Source organism: Mycobacterium paraffinicum, assembly GCF_001907675.1.
GTDB lineage: Bacteria > Actinomycetota > Actinomycetes > Mycobacteriales > Mycobacteriaceae > Mycobacterium > Mycobacterium paraffinicum_A.
The window spans coordinates 37,347-57,945 of record NZ_MPNT01000009.1; the positions used below are offsets into that span (position 1 = coordinate 37,347).

General features: G+C 68.1%; 22 protein-coding genes. 14 read left to right on the forward strand and 8 right to left on the reverse strand.

All coding sequences use genetic code 11. From position 1 onward, the window contains the following. Positions 1–2: 2 nt before the first annotated feature. A complete protein-coding gene (locus BRW65_RS11890) occupies positions 3–341 on the reverse strand; it encodes a hypothetical protein (protein ID WP_073875057.1) in 339 nt (112 codons plus the stop codon). 44 nt (positions 342–385) lie between these two features. On the opposite strand from BRW65_RS11890, the gene BRW65_RS11895 reads away from it, so the two are divergent. From BRW65_RS11895 to BRW65_RS11905, 3 genes are read left to right on the forward strand one after another with little or no spacing between them, the layout of a single operon-like run. Continuing rightward, on the forward strand, positions 386–1,699 hold the full coding sequence (locus BRW65_RS11895; RefSeq protein ID WP_073874780.1) for a hypothetical protein: 1,314 nt from the start codon (positions 386–388) through the stop codon (positions 1,697–1,699). Further along, entirely contained in the window at positions 1,696–2,826 is a 1,131-nt protein-coding gene (locus tag BRW65_RS11900; protein ID WP_073874782.1) for a hypothetical protein, read from the forward strand. The genes BRW65_RS11895 and BRW65_RS11900 overlap by 4 nt, the downstream gene beginning before the upstream one ends. Positions 2,827–2,855: 29 nt before the next feature. Continuing rightward, a complete protein-coding gene (locus tag BRW65_RS11905) occupies positions 2,856–3,923 on the forward strand; it encodes an NAD(P)H-dependent amine dehydrogenase family protein (RefSeq protein WP_073874784.1) in 1,068 nt (355 codons plus the stop codon). A 113-nt stretch (positions 3,924–4,036) separates the two neighbouring features. Here BRW65_RS11905 and BRW65_RS11910 read toward each other — a convergent pair whose 3' ends face one another. Together BRW65_RS11910 and BRW65_RS31715 are read right to left on the reverse strand one after the other, a co-directional pair. Beyond that, positions 4,037–5,311, reverse strand: coding sequence for a serine hydrolase domain-containing protein (locus BRW65_RS11910; RefSeq protein WP_073874786.1), 1,275 nt, complete (start codon positions 5,309–5,311; stop codon positions 4,037–4,039). A 69-nt stretch (positions 5,312–5,380) separates the two neighbouring features. Continuing rightward, entirely contained in the window at positions 5,381–5,533 is a 153-nt protein-coding gene (locus BRW65_RS31715) for a hypothetical protein (protein WP_167374030.1), read from the reverse strand. A 61-nt stretch (positions 5,534–5,594) separates the two neighbouring features. Between BRW65_RS31715 and BRW65_RS11915 the strand changes: the two genes are divergently transcribed. From BRW65_RS11915 to BRW65_RS11940, 5 genes are all read left to right on the forward strand, one after another. Further along, a complete protein-coding gene (locus BRW65_RS11915; RefSeq protein WP_073875059.1) occupies positions 5,595–5,768 on the forward strand; it encodes a CsbD family protein in 174 nt (57 codons plus the stop codon). A gap of 23 nt (positions 5,769–5,791) precedes the next feature. Beyond that, positions 5,792–6,475 (forward strand): cutinase family protein, encoded by a 684-nt coding sequence (locus BRW65_RS11920; RefSeq protein WP_073875061.1) that lies wholly within the window; start codon positions 5,792–5,794, stop codon positions 6,473–6,475. Positions 6,476–6,502: 27 nt separating this feature from the next. Then, positions 6,503–7,486 carry an NAD-dependent epimerase/dehydratase family protein gene (locus BRW65_RS11925; protein ID WP_073874788.1) on the forward strand — a complete coding sequence of 328 codons (984 nt, stop codon included), beginning with the start codon at positions 6,503–6,505 and terminating at the stop codon, positions 7,484–7,486. 402 nt (positions 7,487–7,888) lie between these two features. Then, entirely contained in the window at positions 7,889–8,326 is a 438-nt protein-coding gene (locus BRW65_RS32270; protein ID WP_073874792.1) for a WS/DGAT domain-containing protein, read from the forward strand. Positions 8,327–8,338: 12 nt separating this feature from the next. After that, positions 8,339–9,502, forward strand: coding sequence for a zinc-binding dehydrogenase (locus tag BRW65_RS11940; RefSeq protein WP_073874794.1), 1,164 nt, complete (start codon positions 8,339–8,341; stop codon positions 9,500–9,502). Here BRW65_RS11940 and BRW65_RS11945 read toward each other — a convergent pair. Continuing rightward, on the reverse strand, positions 9,486–9,872 hold the full coding sequence (locus tag BRW65_RS11945; protein WP_073874796.1) for a PPOX class F420-dependent oxidoreductase: 387 nt from the start codon (positions 9,870–9,872) through the stop codon (positions 9,486–9,488). The two genes, BRW65_RS11940 and BRW65_RS11945, sit on opposite strands and share 17 nt — an antisense overlap. 141 nt (positions 9,873–10,013) lie before the next feature. On the opposite strand from BRW65_RS11945, the gene BRW65_RS11950 reads away from it, so the two are divergent. Next, a complete protein-coding gene (locus BRW65_RS11950) occupies positions 10,014–10,598 on the forward strand; it encodes a TetR/AcrR family transcriptional regulator (RefSeq protein ID WP_073874798.1) in 585 nt (194 codons plus the stop codon). 6 nt (positions 10,599–10,604) lie between these two features. Here the strand turns inward: BRW65_RS11950 and BRW65_RS11955 are convergent, their stop codons facing one another. Genes BRW65_RS11955 through BRW65_RS11965 form a run of 3 tightly spaced genes read right to left on the reverse strand, consistent with a single transcriptional unit; the run spans position 10,605 to position 13,315 of the window. After that, positions 10,605–11,807, reverse strand: a complete 1,203-nt coding sequence (locus BRW65_RS11955; RefSeq protein ID WP_073874800.1) for a cytochrome P450 — start codon at positions 11,805–11,807, stop codon at positions 10,605–10,607. Between the two features lie 11 nt (positions 11,808–11,818). After that, a complete protein-coding gene (locus BRW65_RS11960) occupies positions 11,819–12,673 on the reverse strand; it encodes a mycofactocin-coupled SDR family oxidoreductase (RefSeq protein WP_279627664.1) in 855 nt (284 codons plus the stop codon). A 60-nt stretch (positions 12,674–12,733) separates the two neighbouring features. Further along, positions 12,734–13,315 (reverse strand): TetR/AcrR family transcriptional regulator, encoded by a 582-nt coding sequence (locus BRW65_RS11965; protein ID WP_073874802.1) that lies wholly within the window; start codon positions 13,313–13,315, stop codon positions 12,734–12,736. Between the two features lie 90 nt (positions 13,316–13,405). Between BRW65_RS11965 and BRW65_RS11970 the strand changes: the two genes are divergently transcribed. The 5 genes from BRW65_RS11970 (at position 13,406) to BRW65_RS11990 (ending at position 17,546) form a co-directional block, all read left to right on the forward strand. Continuing rightward, positions 13,406–13,945: a PaaI family thioesterase gene (locus BRW65_RS11970; protein ID WP_073874804.1), complete on the forward strand. Its 540-nt coding sequence runs from the start codon at positions 13,406–13,408 to the stop codon at positions 13,943–13,945. Positions 13,946–13,997: 52 nt separating this feature from the next. Beyond that, a complete protein-coding gene (locus tag BRW65_RS11975) occupies positions 13,998–14,762 on the forward strand; it encodes an SDR family NAD(P)-dependent oxidoreductase (protein WP_073874806.1) in 765 nt (254 codons plus the stop codon). Positions 14,763–14,769: 7 nt separating this feature from the next. Continuing rightward, positions 14,770–15,399 carry a cysteine hydrolase family protein gene (locus BRW65_RS11980; protein ID WP_073874808.1) on the forward strand — a complete coding sequence of 210 codons (630 nt, stop codon included), beginning with the start codon at positions 14,770–14,772 and terminating at the stop codon, positions 15,397–15,399. Between the two features lie 72 nt (positions 15,400–15,471). Beyond that, complete coding sequence (locus BRW65_RS11985; RefSeq protein WP_073874810.1) at positions 15,472–16,788, forward strand: diaminopimelate decarboxylase family protein; 1,317 nt, start codon at positions 15,472–15,474, stop codon at positions 16,786–16,788. After that, positions 16,785–17,546, forward strand: a complete 762-nt coding sequence (locus tag BRW65_RS11990; RefSeq protein ID WP_073874812.1) for a rhomboid-like protein — start codon at positions 16,785–16,787, stop codon at positions 17,544–17,546. The genes BRW65_RS11985 and BRW65_RS11990 overlap by 4 nt, the downstream gene beginning before the upstream one ends. 3 nt (positions 17,547–17,549) lie before the next feature. On the opposite strand, the gene BRW65_RS11995 is transcribed toward BRW65_RS11990, so the two are convergent. Further along, positions 17,550–19,583 carry a glycoside hydrolase family 172 protein gene (locus BRW65_RS11995; protein WP_073874814.1) on the reverse strand — a complete coding sequence of 678 codons (2,034 nt, stop codon included), beginning with the start codon at positions 19,581–19,583 and terminating at the stop codon, positions 17,550–17,552. Between the last annotated feature and the right edge of the window lie 1,016 nt (positions 19,584–20,599).

Below are 20,599 nucleotides of genomic sequence, written 5' to 3' on the forward strand. Positions count from 1 at the left end.
GCTCACAGCGAGGCCGCCCACGCCGCGTGCACCGCCAGCACGTCGTCAGGCAGCGAAAGGCGCTCCCGTGCAGCGGGATCGAACGCTACCAGGACGACAAGACCGGGCCGCAGCATCGAGACATCGAGATCGTCGCCGCACCGGGCCAACTTGCCGATGAACGTCTCTCCGGAGACGGCGACCACCTCGATGAAAACCTGGCGCTCGACCGCGCGCACGGTGCCGACCCCGACGGCGCGGTCCCCTCCGCCACGACGCCGGGCGGAGCGGACCCGGTCAACCAGCACTGACAGCTTGTTCATGCCACCAGCGTGTGGCCGCCGGCCGGCTACCGAACCCAAGTTTTCGGCTGCCGCGTTTGGCGCCATGCCCCTATTCTGTGCAGATGAGCACGGATTCACAGTTGGCCGTCGCGGTCGGCCACCCCCGCCGGTCGGTGATCGACGCGGCGTGGCGGGCGATCGGCCCCGGCGTGGAGGTGCTCAGCAGCGACGACGGCGGACCGCTGAGCCGCACCGTCAAACGCATCATCGACCCGTTGGTGCTCCGGTTGCGGTCCAACCCGCAGTATTCGGCACCCGTCGTCGCCCCGGACACGGCCGAAGCGATGCGTGAGCTGATCGTCGGCAGCGCTGCCGAATTGCGCTCGGCCGCAGCGTGGTTCGAGGTGCTCAAGATGGAACGGCGCCGCCAACGGATCCGCACCGGAAACGCCCAGGAACTGTACTTCCCGGTGTGCTTCGAGCTCGCGGTGACGAAAGGCCAACCGGCACCGGAGGATCAAGAGACGGCGGCCGCCGTGCTGGAGGACGTCCACCAGGGACGCGACCGCACCGCGATCGAGGTGCTGCATCAATACGTGGCCGGTCCCGACGCGGTGGCCAAGCTGGCCGACCAGCTCGACCGCAGCTGGCGCGACGTGCGGGCGGGCGAGACCGTCACCGGCCCGTTCCTGGCCGAGCTCGCCACCGTGCTGGGCCCGGCCAACAGCCACCGCACCGCGACCGCCCGGCAGCGCGTCTGGTCGGCGATGATCGCCGACGCTACGCCGTACAACCTCGGGGCCCTGGCCCGCGTCGAGGCGGCACAGCTGCCGTGGTCGATCGTGGAGCTGGGGCTGAGTTCGGTTGCCCCGCAACGTCCCCCGCGCGTCACCGGCGACGCCGACAGTGACCGGCCGCTGGACCGCAGCGTGGTGGACCGGGTGCGCGCCACCCTGCGCCGCGCCCTGGACCGCGACGCCCTGCCCGACATCCCCCTGCTGTGCGAGGAGGAGGTCGACCGGGCCTGCGCGCCCTGGGGGCTGCTGTCGGAGGACAAGCAAACCACGCTCGTCGCGGGCATCGAGGTCGCGGTGGAGTTGGCCCCGCTGGACCCGTCCGTCGCCAGCCGCTACGCCCTGGCGGCGCAGATCCAGGCGCGGCTGCGCAAGGAGGCCTACGTGCTGCACGCCCGCCGCTACCTCGCCGAGGGCGGCCCCATCCACCCGCGCCAGCAGCAGGTGGTCGACGACCTCGCCGCCTACGCGCAGCCCTACCTGAGCCGGCTGTGGGCGAGGTTGCACGGGCGCGACGTATGGCAGGAGCCCTGCGAGGACGTCGACGAGGTGCGGTCGCTGCTCGAAGGGGTCGCGCGGTCGGTGAGCCTGGATCACCGGCAGCGGATCAAGGCGATGCTGGAATTGCAGGTGGCGGGATGAGATTGGTCGCCGATTCCGGCTTGTGGAGCACCGGCCCCGCTAGCGAGGCGAGCCCGCTGGCCGCGGTGCTCGAGGTCAGCGGCGCGGTGCTGTCGTGGACCCTCGACGACCCCGACGATGCGACGGCCCACATCACGTTCACCGATTTCGGCCGGGCCGACTGGCTTTGGCGGGTCCTCGGCGAATCCGGACACGTCGCCCTGGCTTCCGCGGTCGGTTCGGCGGACGAGCCCCGCAGCATCGACCTCGCCGGCGTGGACATCCTGCCCGGGTCGGTCGGGCCGCTCCGCCGGTTGGCCGTGGGCCACTGGCTGCGGCGCTGGTGGCCCGCGAGTCAACAGGACGGCATCGCCGGCCTCGATCGCGCGCTGCTGGACCTCGAGGTCGCGGCGTTGACCGCCGGCGCGCAGGGCTTCTTCGCCGACGAGACCCTGGATTCCGACGTCGCCGGCTTGCTGGCACCGCACGCCGCCGCCCTGGCCGCGCACGTCGCCGACGGTGACCCACGCGCCCTCGACCTGGTGCGCGTGGGCGCCGGGCTGGCCGACGAACTCGGAGTGGACGGTCCCGGCTGGCCCGAACTGTATGCCGCACTTGATGATTCGACTGTGATTTTGACCTTCCCCAGTGGCCGCCGCGACGACTATGCGCTGGCCGCCGGCGCGGACACGGGCCGGCGCACCGCGGCGCCGATCGCGCGCGGTGTCGCGTCCGTCCACTGGGGTGGGGTTCCGCCCGGGATCTTCGACGCGGGCGAGAACACCGTCGACTGGACGATCGAGGCGGCCGGAACCGCGGTCGTCGCCGCCGTGCGGGTGGCCGTCATCGGACCGGACGCACCCACCGGCATCGGGGTGCGACTGCGCTCGGGAACCATTTCCGGCACCGGCGCCCTGGACGCCGACGGCCGCGCGAGCCTCCCGTTGGCCGACGGCGGGCAACGGCCCCTTTCGGAATCGGCGGCCTGGGGCCACGACTGGTCGGCGGCGTCCGTGCTCGTCGGGGCCGAGACCACGGAGTCGTCCGACACCCGCGAGCGGGTGCGCCGGTGGGCGCGCGCGCGGCTGGACCGGCAGGCTGACGACGCGTTTCTCGCCGAGATATTGGCGGCCGAATCCGCCTACTAAGGCGGCCTCCGATTCCCTATGCTGAGCGAGTGCCAAACACCTATCGCGTGGTTCAGTGGAACACCGGCAACGTCGGCAAGAGCTCGCTGAAGTCGATCGTCACCAACCCCACGCTGGAACTGGTGGGCTGCTACGCCTGGTCGGCCGAGAAGGTCGGGCGCGACGCCGGCGACCTCGTCGGTATCCCACCGCTGGGCGTGGCCGCCACCAACGACGTCGACGCGCTGCTCGCGCTGAAACCCGACTGCGTGGTCTACAACCCGATGTGGATCGACGTCGACGAGTTGGTCCGCATCCTGTCCGCGGGCGTCAACGTGGTGACCACGGCGTCGTTCATCACGGGGCACAACCTTGGCAACGGCCGCGAGAAGATTTCTGAGGCCTGCGAGAAGGGCGGTTCGACGATCTTCGGCTCCGGGGTCAGCCCGGGCTTCGCCGAGCTGCTGGCGATCGTCTCGGCGATGGTGTGCAACCGGATCGACAAGGTCACGGTCAACGAGGCCGCCGACACCACGTTCTACGACTCACCAGAGACCGAGAAGCCGGTCGGCTTCGGGCAGCCGATCGACCACCCGGACCTGCAGGCGATGGCGGCGAAGGGGACGGCCATCTTCGGCGAGGCCGTCCGGTTGGTGGGCGACGCGCTCGGCGTCGAGCTCGACGAGGTGAAGTGCGTGGCCGAGTTCGCCCAGACCACCGCGGACCTCGAGATGGCGTCGTGGACCATCCCCGCGGGATGCGTTGCGGGCGTGTACATCAGCTGGCAGGGCATCGTCGGCGACACCACGTTGATCGACCTGAACGTGCGCTGGCGCAAGGGGCAGACGCTCGAGCCCGACTGGAAGATCGAACAGGACGGCTGGGTCGTCCAGATCGACGGGCAGCCGACGGTGACCACCAAGGTGGGCTTCCTGCCGCCGCCGTACTTCGCGGCCACGACGCTCGAGGAGTTCATGGACCTCGGCCACATCATGACCGCGATGCCCGCGATCAACGCGATCCCGGCCGTCGTCGCCGCGGCGCCGGGCATCGTCACCTACGCCGACCTTCCGCTGACGCTGCCGCGTGGGAACACCTATGTCGGCATGGAGCGGTGATCGCCGGGCGCACCTTTCGCGTCGCCGGCCTTGCGGCCGCGGTGTGTTCGGCGCACGGCTCGCATGTCCAGTCGCGGATGACGGCGCAACCCGCGAACTTCGCCGATATCCGGCTATAGGGCCACCTTGCGCCGGCCGGGTCTGGCGTAGGTGGCGCCCAGCTGCGGCACCGGCAGCGGACCCTGGTCGCGGGCGGCCGAGATGGCGTTGCGAAGCGGGCGGGCAAGTCCCGCAAAGGATCCCATGTCAAACAGCAGCGGTGTGAGCAACCGGTTGTGGACGAAGCCGAACGAGCTGCCCGCCTCCGGGTCGGCCCAGCCGAGCGTTCCCCCGAGACCGACATGGCCGAAGCCGCGCAGCAAGCCGGGCACGGGCGATTCGTGGTAGCCGAGGTGGAATGGCATGGGCACCCCCATGTTCGCGTCGGGCCACTTCCGCCGGGCCTGCCCCGCCAGGCCACGCGCCAGCTCTTCGGACAGATACTTCTTGCCGTCGATGCGGCCGTCGTTGGCCAGCACGGCGTACATCTTCGCCAGCCCGCGGCCGGTCACCACGCCGTTGGCGGCGGGGACTTCACCGTCGAGGAACGGGGTGTCCCCCTTGATGAGGGACACGACGCCGGGGAAGTACATCGCGCCCAGGGCGCCGGAAAACGGGAGACCGGCCATTTTCGGCGCGATGAAATTGAATACCGGGGCGCGCAGCCTGCCCTGCGGTATCAAGATTTCCGCGGCCTTGGTCGGCGAGCTTTCCGGGGGCCGGCCGAGGTGCAAGCCGTCGGTGTTGAGGGGGCGCGCGACCTCCTGGCGGATCAGCTCCCGCATGCCCTTGCCCGTCACCGCGCGGGCCAGACCGGACAGCAGCCAGCCATAGGTCAAGGCGTGATAGGCCTGCACGCCTCGCAAGTGGTCGACGGGTGCGGCGGCCAGGCGCTCCTCCATCAGGGCGTGGTCCATCAACTGGGCCTTGGTGACGCCGCGCAGGTGCGACAATCCGGAGCGGTGCCGCAGGACGTCACGCACGGTGATGTCGGCCTTGCCGTTGGCCGCGAACTCGGGCCAGTATTCGGCCACGGGCTCGTCGTAGCAGAGCAGGCCGCGGTCGGCCAGCCGATGGATGACGGTCGACGCCACACCCTTGGTCGCCGAGAACACCATCGCGCCGGTGTCGGCGGTCCAGCGTTGGGTTCCGGCCCGGTCCGACCACCCGGTCCACACGTCGACGACGGGCAGGCCGTCGAGATAGACGCTCAACGCCCCGCCACCGAACCGGCGGCCGGGAAACAGCTGCGCGAACAGTTTCACCACGTTGGCGAAGTGGGGGTCGGCCGCTCCGCAGACACCGCGTGGCAGGCCATCGTCGGTGACCAGAAGCACCGACGGCTTCACGGTGCCGCGCCGCCCCGCTACCACGAGGACGAAGCTATCAGCCGTCCCCGCGCAACGGTCCGGTTTCCGCTAGCCCGGCCCCTCCGGCGGCTCTTGGCCGGGTGGTGGCGCGGTCGGCGATTCCTTCAGATACCTGCGCAACCGGAGCAACTGATTGACCACCATGCCGATGCCGAGGAGCATCAGCCCCACGACTATTGCCACCACGATTGCGGCGCTCACGCCCTCCATCATGGCAGGGCGGGGGTTTCAACCCGTGGCAAAGCGGGGTAGGTACAGCGGCATGAGTAACGAAGACAAGCTGAAGAACAAGATCGAGGACCTTTGCGGGCGTGCCAAGGAGGCCATCGGCAAGGCGACCGGGGACCACGACACCAGGGACGAGGGCCGGGCGGACCAGGCGAAGTCCAGCCTCAAGGACGCTGGTGAAAAGGTGAAAGACGCGTTTAAGAAGTGAGCGAGTTCTCCGGGCCGCGCCGGCTGTCGGTGCTCGTCGGACTGGCGACACTGGCGGCCGGCGCCCTGGTGTCGAGCACGCCCAGCCCGTCGGCGTCCGCGGATCCGTCGTGCCCCGACGTGGAGGTGGTGTTCGCCCGCGGGTCCGGCGAGCCGCCCGGCGTCGGCGGCATCGGTGGGTCGTTCGTCAATGCGCTGCGCTCGCAGATCGGCTCCCGCTCGCTGGGTGTGTATGCGGTTAATTACCCGGCCAGCACCGACTTTTCGAATCCGAACTTTCCGCAGACGGTCGTCGACGGCATCCGTGACGCCAGCTCGCACGTCGAGGCGACGGCCAAGAACTGCCCCAACACACGCGAGGTCCTCGGCGGATATTCGCAGGGCGCCGCGCTAGCGGGATACGTCACGTCGGCGGCAGTGCCGGCGGGAGTGCCTGCGTCGGCCGTGCCGCCGCCCATGCCGGCGGACGTCGCCAACCACGTCGCCGCGGTCACCCTGTTCGGGACGCCGTCGGGTGACTTCCTGCAGAAGTACCACGCGCCGCCGCTGGCGATCGGCCCGCTGTATCAGCCGAAGACGCTGGAGCTGTGCGCCCAGGGCGACCCGATATGCGGCAGCGGCGGCGGCGACGGCTTCGCCGCGCACACCTCCTACGGGGTGAACGGCATGACGAGCCAAGCCGCCGACTTTGCCTCCAGTCATCTGTAGGCCACCCGGTCCTGCAAAGATTCCCCCATGCGCGTTCTGATCACAGGCGGTACGGGGTTCGTCGGCGGCTGGACGGCCAAGGCCATCGCCGACGCGGGCCACGACATCCGGTTTCTGGTGCGTAACCCCGCCAAGCTGGAGACTTCGGTGGCGAAGCTGGGCGTCGACGTGTCGGACTACGCCGTCGCCGACATCACCGACCGCATGGCGGTGCGCCAGGCGCTGGACGGCTGCGAAGCCGTCGTGCACAGCGCGGCCCTGGTGGCCACCGACCCGCGCCAGACGGCGCAGATGCTGACCACCAACATGCAGGGCGCACAGAACGTCCTGGGTCAGGCCGTCGAGCTCGGCGTGGACCCTATCGTCCACGTGTCCAGTTTCAGCGCGCTCTTTCATGCCGGCCTGGAAGAGCTGTCGGCGGACCTGCCGGTCGTCGGAGGGGCGGACGGCTACGGGACTTCGAAGGCGCAGGTCGAGATCTATGCCCGCGGTCTGCAGGATGCGGGCGCGCCGGTGAACATCACCTATCCGGGCATGGTCATCGGTCCGCCGGTGGGTGACCAGTTCGGGGAGGCCGGCGAAGGCGTCAAGGCCGCCCTGCAGATGCATGTGATCCCGGGGCGGAGCGGGGCCTGGTTGATCGTCGACGTACGCGATTTGGCAGCGTTGCACGCGGCACTGCTCGAGCCCGGCCGCGGCCCGCGCCGGTACATGGCGGGCGGCCATCGCGTTCCGGCGGCGGAGTTGGCGAAGATGCTCGGCGAGGTGTCCGGCTCGGCGATGGTCTCGGTTCCGATTCCCGATACCGCCCTGCGCGTCGCCGGCGCGGTGTTGGATCGCGCCAGCCGGTTCGTGCCTTTCGATACGCCCTTCACGTGGGCGGGGATGCAGTACTACACGCAGATGCCGGCGTCCGACGATTCACCGAGCGAACGTGAACTCGGCATTACCTATCGGGACCCACGGGAGACTCTGGCCGACACGTTCGAAGCCCTTCGCGCCGTGAGCTGAGCGGGGCGCCGCGCGTCACTCCGCTGAGGGACTAACGACTGCCGTATCGGGGCCCTAGGGCCCTCGTCGGCCGTGGCTCGCCGAGAGAACATCGCCGTAATATTCGGACTCCCGCGCGACCAGGGTGGCTCCGGATTGGAGGTGCGCCATGACCAAATCGATTCCGCCGCTGGATCTTTCATGGCTGCTGATAGAGTCACCGGCCGGCACGACGCACGTCGGCGCGATGCTGTTGTTCAAGAAGCCGGCCCGCAGCGCCCCGGTGGTGCGCGAGATCGTGGAGGCGTACCGAGCGTGCACCCCGGCGCCGCCCTTCAACTACGTGCCGGAACTGCTCGGCCGGGGCGCGCCGCATTTCCGGTCGGCGCTGTTCCCACGACTCGGAGAACCCGGGGCGCGGGCATGGCGGAACGGATCCATCAGGTCGTGGACTCGGTCGCCGTCTGCAAGAAGGAACTCGGTCGCATGTCCAAGGAGGCGGCAATCACCTATGCGGTGGGCCTCGTTGCGCTCGCCGGCCTGGGGGCCTCCACGCACCTGGACCGTGTCGCCCGGCCCGCGTGCAATCTCGTCGTCTCGAATGTGGCTGGCGCCAGGGAGATTCGCTACCTCAACGGTGCGCGCCTGCTGGGCATCTACCCGGTCTCCGCCCTCGCGGCGTCGATCGGGCTCAACGCCACGTTCGCGTCCTACCACGACAGCATGGACTTCGGCTTCGTCGCCAATGCCGCCGCACTCGACGACCTACCGCACCTCTCCCGGTGCACACGACAGGCCTACGAGGAACTGAAGCAGGCGGCAGGACTGCAACCGGCTGGCCACAAGTCGGCCACCGTGTAGCAGGATCAAAGGATGAAGAGCGTCACGTGCACCAACGCAAAGCTCGACGTGGTCGACGTCCCGACGCCGACCCCCGGCAAGGGGCAGTTGTTGCTCGAGGTCCTCAGGTGCGGCATCTGCGGATCCGATTTGCACGCCCGCCGCCACTGCGACGAGCTCGCCGATGTGATGGCCGAATCCGGGTACGACGCGTTCATGCGGTCGGATCAGCGCGTCGTGTTCGGTCATGAATTCTGCGGCGAGGTACTCGATTACGGACCCGGCACCCGGAAGGCCCCACGACCGGGCACGCGGGTCGTCGCCCTGCCGCTACTCCGGCGCGGCAAGGAGGTGCACGGGATCGGACTCTCGACGATGGCGCCCGGCGCCTACGCCGAACAGTTGCTCGTCGAGCGGTCGTTGACGTTGGCCGTCCCCAACGGGTTGTCCCCCGAGCTCGCCGCGCTGACCGAGCCGATGGCCGTCGCGTGGCACGCCGTCCGGCGCGGTGAGGTGGGCAAGGGCGACGTCGCGATCGTCGTCGGTTGCGGGCCAATCGGTCTCGCGGTGATCTGCATGCTCAAGTCACACGGTGTACGGACCGTGATCGCGAGCGACTTCTCGCCCGGCCGACGGGCGCTGGCAACGGCCTGCGGGGCGGATATCGTCGTCGACCCCGCGCAGGACTCGCCGTATGAGACCGCGGCGGGGCGCAAACATCTGCACGGCATCCTGGAGGCGTTCGACCTTGCGGTCGGGACGATCGAAAAGCTTCAGCGGCTCCGCCTGCCATGGTGGCATCTTTGGCGCGCCGCCGAGGCCGCCGGCGCCGCGACGCCCAAGCATCCCGTCATCTTCGAGTGCGTCGGCGTGCCCGGGATCATCGACGGCATCATCGCCGGCGCGCCGCTGTTTTCCCGCGTCGTCGTTGTCGGTGTCTGCATGGGCGCCGACCACATCCGTCCGGCGATGGCGATCAACAAGGAGATCGACCTGCGGTTTGTGCTGGGCTACACGCCGCTCGAGTTCCGCGACACCCTGCACATGCTCGCCGACGGCAAGGTCGATGTCGCGCCGCTGATCACCGGAACGGTCGGGTTGTCGGGTGTCGAAGCCGCGTTCGATGCGCTCGGTGATCCCGAGGCGCACGCGAAGATCCTGATCGATCCCAAGAGCGACGCTAAGCGGCCGGTCTGATCTCCAGGCCGACGTGCACCTTGTCGATGCCGCCCCGCACGATCGAGTGGGTGTAGAACCACCAGGCGTGATACCAGTACCGCCTCAGCACGGCGTTGTAGACACGTCGTGTCTCGGACTTCGGCAGCACCCGGGCGACGCCCTCGACCTCTTCGCTCTTGGGTTTGCCCAATGCGGCGCTCTTGGCGATCGTTACCCGGGGCGTGGTATTGATCCGCTTGGTTTTCCACGATCCGTCATCGGTGATGACGAGCAGTCTGTCACCCTCGGGCACCCCCCAGATCGGCGTGGGCTTGGGGCGGCCGTCCTTGGTGAACGTCGTCAGCAGCAGGTACTTCGATTGGATGACGTCGGCGAAAGTGGGAGGCACGGCCTTCCTTCCGTTACACGAATGTTGGGAACCAAGTTCCCCGGGCACGCCACTTCCTAATCCCGCGTCCCGTCAGGCTAAACTTTTGGGCGATCGCCCAATTGCCGGCGCGCCCGGGTTCGTCGACAGGAACACCACCCCATGACCGCTTCCGAACGACCGAAGCCGCGGGATTCCACGACACGCGACATGCTGATCGACGCGACCATTCGGATCATGGTCGACGAGGGTTACGCCGCGGCCACCTCGCGCCGGGTAGCGGCCGAAGCCGGCGTTAAACCGGCCCTGGTGCACTACTACTTCCCCACGATGGACGAGCTCTACCTGAACGTCTTCCGGCGCGGCGCGGCCGCCTACCTCGAGCGCCAGCAGGGGGCGCTCGCCTCCGACCGGCCCCTGCATGCCTTCTGGGAAACCCTAATCGAGCCGAAGGACACCCGCCTGCTGCTGGAGTTCATGGGACTGGCCAACCACCGCAAGGAGATTCGGGCAGAGATCGCGTCCTGGTCGGACCGCTGGCGCGAAATCCAGATCACCGCGCTGAACTTCATCGTCCGCGAACACGAGCTGGACACCGGCGATTTCCCGCCCGCCGGCATCGCGGTCATCATCGCCGCGGTCGGTCGCATGCTGATCCTGGAGCAGGCGCTGGGCGCCACTACCGGCCACCTGGAGGCCGTCGCGCTGGTGAACCGGATCATCGACAGATTCGAGATGCCGGGTTAACGCGTTTCAGGGCAACACGACTCGCAGCCGCTCCCAACCGCGGACGGTCGACGTCGAGGCCAATCGCGCGGTGTCGTAGTCGATGCCCCATTCGGGCCAGCGGTTGAGGATCTCGTCGAGCGCCACGCGGCCCTCGAGGCGGGCCAGATTGGCGCCAAGGCAGTAGTGCACACCCTTCCCGAACGTGATGTGCGAGATGTTGTCGCGGCGGACGTCGTAGGTGTCCGGGTCGGCGTAGCGACGGTGATCGCGATTGGCGGCGCCGAAGAGCAGCAGCATCGCGCTGCCGGCCGGGACCGTCGTGCCGTAACACTCGAAATCCCTGGCCATCCACCGCGCGACGTGCGGTCCCGTCGGTTCGAAGCGCAGCGTCTCGTCGACGGTGCGGGTCAACAGCGACCTGTCCTCGTAGACCGCGCGGCGCTGGTCGGGATGCTCGGCGAGCACCTTGGCGAGCCAGCCGATCAGCCGACCGGTCGTCTCGTTGCCCGCGCCGGCCACCACCTGGGTGTAGTGCAGCACCTCGTTGCGGGTGAGCTTGCGGTGCACGCCCCGGTCGTCGTCGAACTCGACGTTGAGCAGCGTCGTCATCAGGTCGTCGGAGGGGTTCTTGGACCGCCATTCCACGTAGTCGGCGTAGATCCGGCCGTCGGCGATCGAGTCGGCGTCGGCAACCTTCAACGGGGCGCCCGGCTTGGTGCGCAGGTTGGCGTCGTTCGCGTCGCGCACCGAGACTTGTTCGGACTCCGGGATTCCCAACAGCATCCCGATCACCCGCATCGGCATCATCGAGGCCAGCTCCGCGATGATGTCGAAGCTGGACGAGCCGACGAGCGGGTCCAGACACCGCACGCAGTACTGCCGGATCTGCTCTTCGAGCTCGGCCATCCGGCGCGGAGTGAACACGCGCGACATCAGCCCGCGCAGCCTCGTGTGCTCGGGCGGATCCTGGAACATCATGACGCCGCCGGGCATCTCGAATTTCGACTGGATGAGCTCGAGGATGTCGCTGCGCCGGTTGGAGAACGTCTCCCAGTTGGCCAGCGCCCGTTCGACGTCGGAATGCCTCGACAGCGCCCAGAAGTCGTAGCGCTCGTTGTAATAAATGGGCGCCTCTTCGCGCAGCCGCGCATAGGTCGGATACGGGTCGGCATTGATGTTGACGTCGTAGGGGTCGTAGTAGACGTCGGTGTCGCTGGTGACCGTCATCGGTGCCTTCCTCACTTCAGGCAGCTGCCCGCGTCGACCGGAAGCGCGACGCCGGTGATGTACCGCGCTTCGTCGGAGGCCAGGAACAGCACGGCGTTGCTGACGTCTTCGGGGGTCACCCAGGGGATGGGCAGGTAGTGGAAGCTCTGACACACGGGCGCGAGATCCTCGGGTCCGGGGTTCTCCAGTTCCGGTCTGAAGGCGCGGTAGGTGGTCTCATTCATCAACAGCGGCGAATTGACGTGTGTCGGGAGTACGGCGTTGACCCTGATCATGTGCTGGCCCAATTCGACCGCGAACGAACGCATCAGGCCGATCACGCCGTGCTTGGCGGCGACGTAGTGACCGACGTGCGGGTAGGCCTTGAACCCGGCCACCGACGACGTCAGGATGATCGACCCGCCGCGGTTACCGGCCAGGATGTGTGGGACCCCGGCCTTCACCGTCTTCCACACGCCGCTGAGGTTGACGTCGATCATCTCCTGCCACAGCGACTCCGGGGTCTTGTGCAGCTTTCCCGCCGTCGTGCCGATGCCGGCGTTGGCGACGATGACGTCGAGGCGCCCCAGCTGTTCGACGCCGTTGTCCACGGTGGCTCGCAGCGCGTCGAAATCGCGGACGTCGACTTCGGCGGTGACGACGCGGCCCCCGGCGTCCTTGACCAAGCCGGCGGTCTCGTCGAGATCTTCGGGGGTGGCCCCTTCGACGGGTGACGCCTCGAACTTGCGGCAGATGTCGACGGCGATGACGTCCGCGCCCTCCCGAGCGAGCCGGATGGCGTGACTCCTGCCCTGCCCGCGTGCCGCGCCGGTCACGAACGCGACCTTGCCGTCCATCCGGCCCATCGCCACCTCCAGGCGCCGCATTTTGGGCGATCGCCCAAATTTGTGGCGCACGCCTTGTCTAACAGCCGGAAGACGCCGCAGTCAAGAGTTCAGCGCGGCGTCGATGAGCGTGGCGGCGGCCGCGCGGGCATGCACGACAGGCGCGGTGTCGTTCAGCGAGGTGGCCATCGCGGTGGCGCCCTCGAACAGCACGGCCAGTTGCTGGCCGAGCAGCTCCGGATCGGCGGCGCCGGCCTCGCGGGCGACGGCCGTGAGACGCCGGCTGAAATCCAGCTTGTGGGCGCGCACGATCTCATCGGTGCTGGCGAGTGATCCCGCCGACTCCACGGCGGCATTGTGGAACGGGCAGCCCCGCACGACGTCGCGGCGTGTCATCTCGAAGATGGCCAGCAGCCTCTCGCGTGCGGGCAGCGCCTCATCCTGTAGGCGCCGCTCGTTGGGCGAGCCGCCGCGGGCGTCCACCTGGCGCAGGTAGTTGTCCACCAGCTCGTTCTTGCTCGAAAAGTGTTGGTAGAGCGTGCGCTTGGAGACGCTCGCCTCGTGGGCGATCAGCTCGACCCCAGTCGCGTGAATTCCGTTGCCGTAGAAGAGCTTCGCCGCGGCGCGCTCGATACGATCTCGCGCCCCACGGCCGCCGGAGGTGCGCGTCACGGAGTCGACCATGTCGACCAGTGTACACCGATCGGTTTACAAGCGACCGAAGTCCGGCTACGTTAGGCCAGACAAGTAAACCGATCAGTTTTCGAGGAATCGATGACGACTTCTGAACAAGCCCATCCCGGGGCCACCGCACGCTGGGGCGAGGAGCAGTCGCGGCTGGTGACGTGGCGAGACCCGATCACGACGCAGAGCAACGTCGCGTCGATGTCGGGGTTGGCGTACTGGCGCGCGGTGGCCGACGGGCACTTGCCGCCGCCACCCATCGGAGAGCTGATTCCGATGCTCGTCGTCCAGGTAGACAACGGCGCCATCACGTTCCGTTGCAGCCCGGACGGGTCGACCTACAACCCGCTCGGAATGGTTCACGGTGGGATCGTGTGCACGCTGCTCGACACGGTGGCCGGTTGCGCGCTGCACACCACCTTGCCGCAGGCCGTCGGCTACACGTCGGTCGAGATCAAGGTGAACTACCTCAAAGCCGTGACCGTCGGCAGCGGGCCGCTGCTGGCCGTCGGCACCGTCGTCAAGGCCGGCTCGCGGATCGGCTTCGCCGAAGGCAAGCTCACCGACTCGTCGGGGAACCTCGTCGCCACCGCGAGCAGCACCCTGCTGATCTTCGAGTCGCGGCGATGAGTCGCCGATTCTGGTCGCCGACGGCCGCCCACACCCGACAAAGGAGCACACCATGTCTTCCGTCTTAATTACGGGGGCCAGCCGCGGCATCGGCCGCGCCATCGCCACCGAGTTCGCACGCCGCGGTCATCGCGTCGTCGCCACCGCGCGTGACCCGCACACGCTCGCCGGTCTCGACGTCGACCAACGGCTGGCCCTCGACGTCACCGACAACGCGAGCGTCAACGGGGCTGTCGCCGCCGCCGGTGATCTCGACGTCGTCATCTCCAACGCCGGGGTGATCTTTTATTCGGCGGTCGAAGCGATTCCGCTGCCGGAACTGCAGCGGGTTCTCGACCTCAACACGGTCGGCGCCCTGCGGGTGGCTCAGGCGGTGCTGCCGCAGATGCGCGAACGGGGCGACGGGAAGCTGTTGTTCATGTCCAGCGTCGTCGGGCGCATCGTGCTGCCACCGGGCGCAGCCTATGCCGCGACCAAGTGGGCACTCGAAGCCCTCGTCGAGGCGCTCGCCATCGAGGTCGCGCCGCTGGGCGTGCAGGCCTGCCTGCTGGAGCCCGGTGCGGTGAGCTCCGGCGCACTCGACGACGTGACGACCTATGCCCTGCCCGACGATCCCTACGCCGCAATTCTGGCGGGCGGTGGGCCGCGGGCCGGGATGATCACCCCGGAGCAGGTCGCCGCCGAGGTTGCCGATGCCGCCGAGAAGCCGCAACTGCCGCTCCGCGTGCCGATCGGCGACGCCGCCCGGACGCTGCTGGCTGCCCGTCGTGCCGCATCCGACGACATCCCCTTCGTCCCGTCGCTCGGGGAGAGATGATGACCGCGTGACGTACACCAAGGACACCACCGGGCTGGTGTTGATCGATCCGTACAACGACTTCATTTCCCCGGGCGGCAAGGTGTGGGAGCGCCTGAAGGGCGTCATCGAGAGCAACGGCTGCGTGACGCACATGAAGCGGGTGCTCGACGCCGCCCGGGGCGCGGACATCCGCGTTTTCTATGCGCTGCATCGCCGATACCGCCCGGGCGATTACGAGACGTGGAAACACATCGCGCCGGTCCAGAAGGCGGCATGGTCGCGCAAGACCTTTGAATTCGGCAGCTGGGGCGGTGAGCTGCGCAGCGGGTTCGAGGCGCGGCCCGGCGACGTCGTCGCCCACGAGCATTGGTGTTCGAGTGGTTTCGCCAACACCGACCTGGACCTGCAGCTCAAGCGGCACGGCGTTCATCGGCTCATCGTCATGGGCCTGATCGCCCACACCTGCCTGGAGGCCACGGTTCGCTACGGCGCGGAGCTCGGCTACGAGGTGACGGTGGTGCGTGACGGGACGGCGGATTATTCGGAGGTCGAGATGCGCGCCGCGCTCGAGGTGAACATCCCGAATTACGCGACCGCGATCGTGTCCGCGGACGAGGTGGTCGCCTCGATCGCGGCCAGTGTTCCGAATCTGTGAAGATTTGCCGCACGGTGTGAAGGCTTCGTAAAGAATGCGACACGCGCCCGGCCGGACCGGCACCGTGGAGACATGACGCTCTTCGAGCTGCTTCCGTCGCTGAGGCACGGGCAAAACCCGCACCTCGATCGCGCGATCTGGCCGCTGAGCGCCTACGTCGACGACCTGGGCCGAATCTGCGTGGGCGACGTCGCCGCCGACGACCTCGCCGCCGAATTCGGCACACCCACGTACGTGGTGGACGAAGAGGATTTTCGGGCCCGCATCCGCTGCTATCGCGCGACCCTGCCCGACGCCGAGCTCGTCTACGCCGCCAAGGCGCTGTTGAGTGTCGACGTCGCCCGCTGGGCCGCAGACGAAGGGGCCGGCGTCAACGTCGCCTCGGCCGGCGAGCTGGCCACCGCACTCGCCGCCGACGTCCCACCGTCACAGATCATCCTCGACGGGGTGATCACCGCGGCCGAGCTATGTGACGCGGTCGCCGCCGGCGTCGGACGGATAGTCGTCGATACCCCGAGCGAAGTCTCCCTCCTGGCCTGCCGGGTGCGTCAGCGTCAGCGCGTGCTGGTGGGGGTCATCCCCGACGTCGGGGCCGTCGACCAGAAATTCGGCTTCGCGCTGGCGGGCGGCCAGGCGGCCGGCGCGCTGAGGCGTGTCCTGGACCAGCCGTGGCTGGATCTGGTCGGGTTGCACTGCCGGCTCGGATCACAGCTCACCGACGCCTCGCTCTACGGTGAGGCGATCCGCCAGATGATCGGCGTGATGGCCGAGGTCCGCGACCGCCATCAGGTCGTGCTCACCGAACTCAATCTCGGCGGTGGACATGCAGTCCCGTACCTCTCCGGCGACCCCGAACTCAACGTGCGTGCGCTGGGCACCGCCATCGACGGCGCGCTGGAATCGGCTTGTGCCCAGCACGAATTCCCTCGCCCCCGGATCGTGATCGAGCCGGGCCGCGCCATCGCCGCGCGAGCAGGAATGATGCTCTGCCGGGTGATCGCCGTGAAACGCCAACCCGGAGGGCACACCTTCGTCGCGGTGGACGGCGGCTCGAGTGACGTGCCCGGCGTCGAGCGCCCGGACGCGAAATACACGATGGCGCTCGCCAATCGGCACCGTCCGACCGCGGCCGCGCCCGTCACCGTCGTCGGCCGGCACGGCGACGGTAGCGAACTCGCCCGCGACGTCGAGCTGCCGGCCGATGTCCGCCCCGGAGATCTGCTGGCCGTCGCCTGCACCGGCGCCTATCAGCACTCGATGGTGCCGAGGCACTGCATGGTGGGCCGCCCGCCGCTGGTCGCGGTCTCCGGCGGCAGGTCCCGGGAACTGGTGCGTAGAGAAACCGTCGCCGACCTGCTCGCCCGTGACCGGGGCTGGAACGGTCAGTGACGGCGTCCCACACGGAGCTCCGTGCGCGCCCCGACCGCCTGCCCGTCACGGCGGCATACACCGTCATGCTGCTCGCCGTCTCGGTCACCCTGTCCGCCCTCGGGGGGCACACCCGCGCCGCGGTAGTCAGGGATATGAGCACCAACCTGCACAACCTGGCGCATGGCAACCTCGGCAGCTTGGTCGGTAGCGCGTTCGTCAGCGACGGCGGCGATGTCTATCTCTGGCTGCCGGGGCTGGTGTGCCTGCTGGCGCTGGGCGAGCTCATCTGGCGTGGCCGGGGTTTGCTGATCACCTTTGCCGTCGGCCACATCGGCGCCACCGTGATCGTCGCGGTGGGGCTGGTTGCCGCGGTCGAGACGGGAAGGCTGCCGTTCTCGGTGGCGCGCGCTACGGACGTCGGGATCAGCTACGGGGCGGGGTGCGTGTTGGGCGCGCTGACCGCATCGATACCTGCGCGCTGGCGCCCGGCGTGGATCGGTTGGTGGCTCGGCGTCGCGTTGGTGGCAACGCTGGACGCGAACTTCACCGCGTTCGGTCACGTTCTGGCGCTGCTCCTCGGCATGGGGTTGGCGTTCTGGTTGCCGTCGATCGAGCGCTGGACGCCGATGCACGCGGCCCTGCTGGCCGTCGGCGCCGCCTTCGGCTACTTCGTGTTGTCGGGCTGGTCGTCCTCGGTGGCTCCCGTCGCCGGATTGACGGGCGTGTTGATCGCCTATCTCCTGGCCGGCCGGGTGATGCGGTCTCCCGCTGCCTAGCGGTCAACCGGTCACCGTTTCGAGCTGGTAGCGGCTCGCCGTCCAGGGCGGCGTGCCGTTCACGGGCGTAAGGGTGATCGTCAGTTGCGCCTTGCCGGCAGTGAGCGGTGGCGGTACGAGATAGGTGTCGTCGAGCCAGCGGTGAATAGCGTTGTTCCGCGGTTGCAACCAGGTGCCGGCGGGAAGGCCGTCGACCGCCACCTCCACGCATTGGAATCCGTTCGCTTGATCCGACGTGCGGCGCAACAGGATGCCGCGGTTGTCCGGATCGATTTCGACGTGGAAGGTGATCGCGGCCGTGGTGGAGCGGACCGACCCGATAACCGGACGGATGTCTTCGCTGCCCTCGTATTCGCTGACCAGTAGTTGATCGGTGGCATCGGCGTCGGCGTAGCCGTGCAGCAGTCGGCTGACCGGATCACTGGGTCGGACATCGTCGCCGGCGACCAGGGTGTCGTTGGGTTGCGTGTAGAGGAATGCGGTTGAGCTGTAATCGGGTTGGACCATGTTCCGCTTGCCGTGTTCGATGCCGAAGCGGATCGCGGAGTGGTAGTCGACGGCGTCGGCAAGCATGATCCGGTAGACGGCGACGCAGTAGTCTGAGCAACCGCCGGCCGCCGTGCGTTGATCGGGTTGACCCGTGAGCGGGTCGCTGAAGCGCGTGCCGTCCTTGAAATACCATCCGCCCTCGTAGAGGTCCTCGGTGCCGGTGCCGTACCACTGAGGCGATGCGGCACCGTCGGTGTACACGCGCTCCGCCCCTTCGAGAAAGTAAGGGGCGGTGTCACTGAACGCGGTTTTGATTCGGGAACCGCGGATGGTGTGGCTGACGCCGACGAACTTGCCGTGGCCCTGTTCGTCGGCGAACAACCAGTCCTGGCCGAAGGCGGTCGGCGCGGAATGGGAACGGGCGGTGAAATAGCCGGCGCGTCCGCTGGCCAACGCGGACTCCCACTCGGCGTCGGGCGCGGTCGCCACGTCGCTGCCGATTCCGGCCACGGGGTCACCGGTGGTGTTCGCGAGTGTGAGGCGAGCTGAATGGGCGAACGGCATCGGCCACCATGCGGACAGCGTCAGCGATCCCCCGGGCTGCGGGATCGCGGCGAACATCAACGACCGCACCGTCTCGGGGCCCAAGCCGGCCCCGAAGAACTCCCCGAGCGGGGAGTCGACCATGGTCCGCCCGTCGAATTCCATCTGCAGCCGCAGGCCGTTCAAGAGTCGACCTGTCGCGTCGGGCAGTTGCAGTCGCAACGCCGAGACGCTGGCTGGGCCCGTCGATTCCGCGATCACCGCCGTGGCGCCGGCGGGAAGGTCGATGCTCCGCTCGTCGTGAACCGCGCTTGCTGTCGACGGTTTAGGGTCGGCGGTGCCCGCTGCGCGCAGCGTGGCGAGAACGTCGAGCGCACGGTCGGAGGGCGAGAAGGTGGTGACGCCATCGCCCGTCGAGAATTGTCGATAGTCGACGTGGTAGTACTCGAGATTGGATGTGACGCTGATGCGCATCGACTCGCGGTAGGGCATCGGCACCTTGACGTACACCCCGCCCGGCGACTGCGCCGCGTTGGCGACCAGCGGCCATTCGAATGGCGCACCAAGCGCACCATCGACCACGGATTGCAAGGGAGCGTCCAACACCGTCCGGCCATCGAGTTCGACCCGGATGTTTCCGATCCGGGTCACCTTGCCGCCGTCGCGGGTAAACCAGATCGAATCCACCTCGCCGGCACCGCGATCCTCCGCGACGACGCAGCCGGCGCCGCCCGACGCCAAACATCCGCCGGTGCCGTTGCGGTTTCCGGTGGAGAGGTCGAAATCACCACCGCTGCGGTCGAAGCTGGACAGCTGCAAGGCCCGGGTGTCGGTGCGCAGATAGGGCAACCGGTCCAGGCGGCGGTAGGTGTCCCAGCCAACCAGGCGGTCGCGCGCGGCGAGGCCGCCCGGCTCGGCGCGCGCGGCGGTTGCGACGGTGACGCCGGCCGCGGCAGCGAGCGCGAAGGCCAACGCCGCACACCACGCCCGAACCGCCGCCCGCATAGCGGTCAAGCTTACTTTTCTCGGCCGGGCTGACCGGATTTGGAATCTTGGGAGCCCGAGGCATGACGGCGCTTTTGCATGAAATGCATTCAAAGCATTGACGGTTCGTGATGGGAGACCGGAATCGGCACGTGCGGATCCGCCGGCGCGGTCAGTATTGGTCGTCGCGTCAGCCTACCGAGTGCGCCGGCAGAATTGCAACGGGCATGCCGATACCGGGAGACGCGAACAAAGGCCGCATTCCGCCGGCTAGGCCCGTATGTCGGCTCCCCCGAACACGTTCCACATCGACCTGCATTCTCTGGAACGTAGGTCGGAGCGTGCGCTGCCTCATATTATCGCGTGTTCTGCACTTCGGGACACTTTCGGGAATGAATGCAAAACCTGCCGCCCGCGACGCATCAGCCCACGGTCGGAGGCGGATTCGGCGTCCCAGCCCCCGACTTCAATCAGTTGACGTAGGTCGTCGGAAATTTAGTGAATGCCATAGCATTCCGCATTGCACTCACGTAATATAGCCCTCCTCGGGCGTAACATTTCTCCTCAGGGGATGGAGTGGTTCATGTCTCGTTGGAAGTACAAGGTCGTTCTCGGGCTGGTCCTGGCCTTCACCGCTACCGCAGCTTCCGGATGCACGTTTCCGCTAACGATCGATTGCGGCCCTGGCCTGACCTGCACGCCGTAGAGCTGCCTGGCGACCGTCGGGGGTTGCGCTACTGGCACGCCCTACTTGGTACGGCCGACTTCTTCGACCTATCGAGTGCATCGTTTGATGGCATGGGCGTGCCAGTTTGCGTACCGACATTCGGCCAGCCCCGGCGTAAATGCTTGCTTATCAGGCATTTTCGTGCGACCGAGGGCCGCCGTTGATCTCGGCCCTCACGTAGTTCATCGGGCCTGCCACTCGCAGCCCCGGCGCGCCGGGTTGGCGCGCCTCCGCCTGATGTGCACGCATGCCGCTGAAGAAGGCTGCACAAGTATTTGCGCTCACTCTGCCGAAACTTCTTGGCGCCCAG

What these genes read in the sequence shown, in the direction of transcription:
- BRW65_RS11915 (WP_073875059.1), top strand. Translation starts at nt 5,595, where the DNA reads ATGAGTAACGAAGACAAGCTGAAGAACAAGATCGAGGACCTTTGCGGG.
- BRW65_RS11970 (WP_073874804.1), top strand. Translation starts at nt 13,406, where the DNA reads ATGACGACTTCTGAACAAGCCCATCCCGGGGCCACCGCACGCTGGGGC.
- BRW65_RS11950 (WP_073874798.1), top strand. Translation starts at nt 10,014, where the DNA reads ATGACCGCTTCCGAACGACCGAAGCCGCGGGATTCCACGACACGCGAC.
- BRW65_RS11925 (WP_073874788.1), top strand. Translation starts at nt 6,503, where the DNA reads ATGCGCGTTCTGATCACAGGCGGTACGGGGTTCGTCGGCGGCTGGACG.
- BRW65_RS11940 (WP_073874794.1), top strand. Translation starts at nt 8,339, where the DNA reads ATGAAGAGCGTCACGTGCACCAACGCAAAGCTCGACGTGGTCGACGTC.
- BRW65_RS11900 (WP_073874782.1), top strand. Translation starts at nt 1,696, where the DNA reads ATGAGATTGGTCGCCGATTCCGGCTTGTGGAGCACCGGCCCCGCTAGC.
- BRW65_RS11995 (WP_073874814.1), bottom strand. Translation starts at nt 19,583, where the DNA reads ATGCGGGCGGCGGTTCGGGCGTGGTGTGCGGCGTTGGCCTTCGCGCTC.
- BRW65_RS11960 (WP_279627664.1), bottom strand. Translation starts at nt 12,673, where the DNA reads ATGCGGCGCCTGGAGGTGGCGATGGGCCGGATGGACGGCAAGGTCGCG.
- BRW65_RS11975 (WP_073874806.1), top strand. Translation starts at nt 13,998, where the DNA reads ATGTCTTCCGTCTTAATTACGGGGGCCAGCCGCGGCATCGGCCGCGCC.
- BRW65_RS11895 (WP_073874780.1), top strand. Translation starts at nt 386, where the DNA reads ATGAGCACGGATTCACAGTTGGCCGTCGCGGTCGGCCACCCCCGCCGG.
- BRW65_RS11965 (WP_073874802.1), bottom strand. Translation starts at nt 13,315, where the DNA reads ATGGTCGACTCCGTGACGCGCACCTCCGGCGGCCGTGGGGCGCGAGAT.
- BRW65_RS11985 (WP_073874810.1), top strand. Translation starts at nt 15,472, where the DNA reads ATGACGCTCTTCGAGCTGCTTCCGTCGCTGAGGCACGGGCAAAACCCG.
- BRW65_RS11955 (WP_073874800.1), bottom strand. Translation starts at nt 11,807, where the DNA reads ATGACGGTCACCAGCGACACCGACGTCTACTACGACCCCTACGACGTC.
- BRW65_RS32270 (WP_073874792.1), top strand. Translation starts at nt 7,889, where the DNA reads ATGGCGGAACGGATCCATCAGGTCGTGGACTCGGTCGCCGTCTGCAAG.